The sequence below is a fragment of the Mesorhizobium sp. M5C.F.Ca.IN.020.32.2.1 genome (assembly GCF_004023105.1).
GTDB lineage: Bacteria > Pseudomonadota > Alphaproteobacteria > Rhizobiales > Rhizobiaceae > Mesorhizobium > Mesorhizobium wenxiniae.
This window is the reverse complement of the sequence record NZ_RZSX01000415.1, coordinates 1-5,410: the sequence shown is the minus strand read 5'-3', so window position 1 is coordinate 5,410 and position 5,410 is coordinate 1. Positions and strand designations below refer to the sequence as shown.

Genomic DNA, 5,410 nt, shown 5'->3' with positions numbered 1-5,410 from the left:
CAATTATCCGGTCTACCTCTCGACCAAGAACACCATCCTCAAGGCCTATGACGGTCGGTTCAAGGACATTTTCCAGGAAGTCTACGAGGCCGAGTTCGAAGCCGAATTCAAGGCGAAAAAGATCTGGTACGAGCATCGGCTGATCGACGACATGGTCGCCTCCAGCCTGAAATGGTCGGGCGGCTATGTCTGGGCCTGCAAGAACTATGATGGCGACGTGCAGTCGGACACTGTGGCGCAAGGCTTCGGTTCGCTCGGCCTGATGACATCGGTGCTGATGACGCCGGATGGCAAGACCGTGGAGGCGGAGGCCGCACATGGCACCGTCACCCGTCACTATCGCCAGCATCAGAAGGGCGAGGAAACCTCGACCAATTCGATCGCGTCGATCTTCGCCTGGACACGCGGCCTCGCCCATCGCGCCAAGCTCGACGACAATGCCGAGTTGAAGCGTTTTGCCGAGACGCTGGAAAGGGTCTGCATCCAGACCGTCGAGGCTGGCTTCATGACCAAGGATCTGTCGCTGCTGATCGGTCCCGACCAGCCATGGCTTTCGACCACCGGCTTCCTCGACAAGATCGACGAGAACCTGCAGAAGGCGATGGCCTGACGCATGACCCTGAAAACCGGAATCATTTTCGGACAGGATCATGCGCAAAATCAAAGTGCTACAGCGTCCTTTGCGCGTATGAAAAGACGCGCGCTGTAGTGAGCATCATGAGCAAACCGGTCGTCTACGGGGCGGACTATAGCGTCTACGTGCGCATCGTCCGCCTCGCGCTCGCGGAAAAAGGCATCGACTACGAACTTGTGCCGGTCGACATCTTTGCGGTGGACGGCATTTCGGGCTGGTATTTCGACCATCACCCGTCGGCCGCATCCCTGCCTTCGAGCATGACGGGTTCCGCCTATACGAGACCAGCGCGATTGCCCGTTATGTCGACGGGGCCTTTGATGGCCCGGCGTTGCAACCGGTCGAAGTTCGGCCTCGCGCAACCATGAACCAGATCATCGGCCTGCTCGACGCCTATGCCTATCGGGCCATGGTCTGGGATGTCGCTGTCGAGCGGCTGGAGAAGACGGCGCCTGACGAGGCTTTGATCGCCGCCGGACTTCGGCAGGCGAGAACGACACTACGGGCGCTCTCATCGCTGAAAGCCGAGGGGCCATGGCTGTTGGGCGAGCAACTGACGCTCGCCGACCTGCATGCCGCGCCAATCATCGGCTATTTCGTCAAGGTCGCCGAAGGGCGGAAGCTGCTGGCCGAGTTTCCCGATATTCGGGCATGGTGGGACCGCATCGCTCAGCGTCCAACCTTTTCCGGAACTAAAAAGGCAGGGTGAGGCGAATGGCAGCTGCTCATTCGGGAAGGTAGATTTCCGCCTTCATGAAGGTCTTCGCACGACCTGCGATCAGCACGCGATCTCCAGCCAGGTCACACAGCAAATGCCCGCCGCGCTGCGAACATTGGAATGCCGACAGATGCGTCTTGCCGAGTTTTTCAGACCAGTAAGGCACCAGTGTCGCATGAGTTGACCCAGTCACCGGATCCTCGGGAATGCCCGCTCCGGGCACGAAATCACGCGAGACGAAATCATGGGCTCGCCCAGGCGCGGTAATGACCAGGCCAAGAGGATGAAGGGTTCCGATCCTAAGCAGATCGGGAACGAATGACCGTACGGATGCCTCGTCGACAAGCTCGACAAACAGGTTTTCGAAATTGCGGAAGCTCGTAGGGTTGCCCTGGAAAGCCCGTTCGGCAAACGCGTCGACTTGATACATCGTCAACGTGGTCACATTATCCCCGCCGCCATTTCGGCCCGCCCTACTGGCACATGTTCACGCCGCTTCCAGCGCCGCTTTCACTGCAGCGATCGCGTTCTCGGCCTTCGAGGCATCCGGGCCGCCGGCCTGGGCCATATCGGGTCGACCGCCGCCGCCCTGCCCGCCCAATGCCGCGGATGCCACGCGGACCAGATCGACGGCGCTGAAGCGGCCGGTCAGGTCGTCGGTGACGCCGACCACGACGCTCGCCTTGTTGTCCTCGCCGGCGCCAACGAAGACGACGACGCCGGAGCCGAGCGACTTCTTGCCGGCATCGGCCAACGGCTTCAAATCCTTTGGCGCGACGCCCGATACCGCCTTGCCGAGAAAACCGACACCGGCAATGGTTTCGTTTTCCGCAGGCACGCCGGCTGGCGAGCGGTCGCCCAGCGCCAGCTTCTTGCGCGCCTCGGTCAGGTCCTTCTCAAGCTTCTTGCGCTCGTCAAGCAGCGCCTCGACGCGGGCCGGCACGTCGGCCGGCGAAATCTTCAGCGTGGCAGCGACCGCCTTCAGCCGCCTGTCCTGTTCGTCGAGATGCTTTCTGGCCGCCTCTCCGGTCAGCGCCTCGATGCGGCGTACGCCAGCGGCGACAGCGCCCTCCGACACCAGCCGGACCAGGCCGATATCGCCGGTGGCGCCGACATGGGTGCCGCCGCAGAGCTCGACCGAATAGGGCTTGCCGGCCTTGTCACCGGCAACCCCGGTGCCCATCGACACGACGCGGACCTCGTCGCCATATTTTTCGCCGAACAGCGCCATGGCGCCCTCGGCAATCGCGTCATCGACGCTCATCAGCCTCGTCGTCACCGGGCCGTTCTGCACGACGATCTCGTTGGCCATCGCCTCGACGCGTTCCAGTTTCTCGGCCGAAATCGGCTTGGGATGGGAAAAGTCGAAGCGCAGCCGTTCCGGCGCGACCAGCGAGCCCTTTTGCGCGACATGGGTGCCGAGCACCTCGCGCAGCGCCTCGTGGACAAGGTGGGTCGCCGAATGGTTTGAGCGAAGTCGCGTGCGCCTGATATGGTCGACCTTCAACTCGACCGCTTCACCCGTCTTGACGGTGCCCTTGGTGACCTTGCCGAAATGCACGAACAGGCCGTCGCCCTTCTTCTGCGTGTCGGTGACGTCGATAGCAAAACCTTCGCCCGAAATCACGCCGGTGTCGCCCATCTGGCCGCCGGACTCGCCATAGAAAGGCGTCTGGTTGACGACGACGCCGACGGTTTCGCCGACAACGGCGCTCTCCACCGCGGCGCCATCCCTGACTAGCGCCTGAACGATGCCTTCTGCTTGCTCGGTGTCGTAGCCTAGAAACTCGGTCGCGCCCGCCTTCTCGCGCACCGCGAACCAGACGGTTTCGGTGGCCGCGTCGCCGGAGCCGGCCCAGCTCTTCCGCGCCTCGGCCTTCTGCCGCTCCATCGCCGCGTCAAATCCCTCAAGATCGACCGAAACCCCGCGTGGGCGCAGTGCGTCCTGAGTGAGGTCGAGCGGGAAGCCATAGGTGTCGTAAAGCTTGAACGCTGTCTCGCCGTCAAGCCGGTCGCCGCTGCCGAGCGTCTCGGTCGCGTCGGCAAGCAGGCCGAGGCCGCGCGCCAGCGTCTTGCGGAAGCGCGTTTCCTCGAGCTTCAGCGTCTCTGATATCAGCGGCTGGCCGCGCACCAGTTCGGGATAGGCTTGGCCCATCTCGCGCACCAGCGCCGGCACCAGCCGCCACATCAGGGGCTCACGGGCGCCCAAAAGCTGCGCATGGCGCATGGCGCGGCGCATGATCCGACGCAGCACGTAGCCGCGGCCTTCGTTCGACGGCAGCACGCCGTCGGCGATGAGGAAGCTCGATGCGCGCAAATGATCGGCAATGACGCGGTGGCTCGCCCGGTTCTTGCCTTCCGCCTTGACGCCGGTCGCCTCTTCCGAGGCACGGATCAGCGCCTTGAACAGGTCGATGTCGTAATTGTCGTGCTCACCCTGCAGGACGGCTGCGATGCGCTCCAGCCCCATGCCGGTGTCGATCGACGGGCGCGGCAGTTCGATCCGCTCCGCCTTCGTCACCTGCTCGAACTGCATGAAGACGAGGTTCCAGATCTCGATGAAACGGTCGCCGTCCTCATCCGCGCTGCCGGGCGGGCCGCCCCGAATGTCGGCGCCATGGTCGTAGAAGATTTCCGAGCACGGGCCGCAGGGACCGGTATCGCCCATCGCCCAGAAATTGTCGCTGGTGGCGATCCGGATGATCCTGTCCTCCGGCAGCCCGGCGATCTTCTTCCAGAAGCCCGCGGCCGCGTCGTCGGTATGGTAGACGGTCACCAGAAGCCGGTCCTTGGCGATGCCGAACTCGCGGGTGATCAGGTTCCAGGCAAGCTCGATGGCGCGCTCCTTGAAATAATCGCCGAAGGAGAAATTGCCGAGCATCTCGAAGAAGGTGTGGTGACGGGCAGTGTAGCCGACATTGTCGAGATCGTTGTGCTTGCCGCCGGCGCGCACGCATTTCTGCGAGGTGGCGGCGCGCGAATAGGGACGGCTTTCCAACCCCGTGAAGACGTTCTTGAACTGCACCATGCCAGCGTTGGTGAACATCAGCGTCGGGTCGTTGCGCGGCACCAGCGGGCTCGACGCCACGACCTCGTGACCCTCTTTGCGGAAATAGTCGAGAAATGCCGACCTGATCTCGTTGACGCCACTCATGAATACTGCCTTTTCGAGAGATCCGCCGATTGCCGGCGGAAAACAGACATGGCCTTTTAGCGGTCGCACCGCACCCTGTCCAGAAACACGGAATTGCTCCAAACCGTAGCGCTTGCCGGCTGTTCACAATGACCAGAGCTATTAGCAAAAACGCAAACCGCCGGCCCAAGGCCGGCGGCATAAACAAATCGATACACCAACTCAATTCGGGATACGCGAACTCAAACGGGTAACTTTGACTGGCAGCCTGTATCCTACATCGCGCCCGCTTCGTCCTCGAAACCATCGTCTCCGCCTTCGGAACCGCCATTTTCGAGGAATTTCTCGGCGATCAGCCCGGCATTCTGCCTCAGCGCCAGCTCGATCTCGCGTGCCGTGTCGGGATTGTCGCGCAGGAACAGTTTTGCGTTCTCGCGGCCCTGGCCGAGACGCTGCGAATTATAGGAGAACCAGGCGCCCGACTTCTCGACCACGCCGGCCTTGACGCCGAGGTCGACCAGCTCGCCGGTCTTGGACACGCCCTCGCCATACATGATGTCGAACTCGACCACCTTGAAGGGCGGCGCCAGCTTGTTCTTGACCACCTTGACGCGGGTCTGGTTGCCGACGACCTCGTCGCGGTCCTTGACCGAGCCGATGCGGCGAATGTCGAGGCGCACCGAAGCATAGAATTTCAGCGCGTTGCCGCCGGTCGTGGTCTCGGGCGAACCGAACATCACGCCGATCTTCATGCGGATCTGGTTGATGAAGATGACCATGGTGTTGGAGCGCGAGATCGAGGCGGTCAGCTTGCGCAGCGCCTGGCTCATCAGGCGGGCCTGCAGGCCGGGCAGTGAATCGCCCATTTCGCCCTCGATTTCGGCGCGCGGCGTCAGCGCCGCGACCGAATCGACCACCAGCACGT

The 5,410-nt window shown here is 62.7% G+C and carries 3 protein-coding genes and 2 pseudogenes; 2 read left to right on the top strand and 3 right to left on the bottom strand.

Features of this window, described 5'->3' with window-relative positions:
- Together EOA86_RS20360 and EOA86_RS20355 are read left to right on the top strand one after the other, a co-directional pair.
- Window positions 1-610, top strand: a 610-nt coding sequence (locus tag EOA86_RS20360; RefSeq protein ID WP_128343280.1) for an NADP-dependent isocitrate dehydrogenase, incomplete at its 5' end; no start/stop codon positions are given.
- A 107-nt stretch (window positions 611-717) separates the two neighbouring features.
- Window positions 718-1,343: pseudogene (locus EOA86_RS20355) on the top strand (glutathione S-transferase family protein).
- 16 nt (window positions 1,344-1,359) lie between these two features.
- Here EOA86_RS20355 and EOA86_RS20350 read toward each other — a convergent pair.
- The 3 genes and pseudogenes from EOA86_RS20350 to EOA86_RS20340 all read right to left on the bottom strand — a co-directional run.
- Window positions 1,360-1,797 carry a PhzF family phenazine biosynthesis protein gene (locus EOA86_RS20350; RefSeq protein WP_245497328.1) on the bottom strand — a complete coding sequence of 146 codons (438 nt, stop codon included), beginning with the start codon at window positions 1,795-1,797 and terminating at the stop codon, window positions 1,360-1,362.
- A gap of 42 nt (window positions 1,798-1,839) precedes the next feature.
- A complete protein-coding gene (alaS, locus tag EOA86_RS20345; protein WP_128343279.1) occupies window positions 1,840-4,506 on the bottom strand; it encodes an alanine--tRNA ligase in 2,667 nt (888 codons plus the stop codon).
- Window positions 4,507-4,760: 254 nt separating this feature from the next.
- A pseudogene (locus EOA86_RS20340) lies at window positions 4,761-5,410 on the bottom strand (DNA recombination/repair protein RecA); the annotation flags it as partial.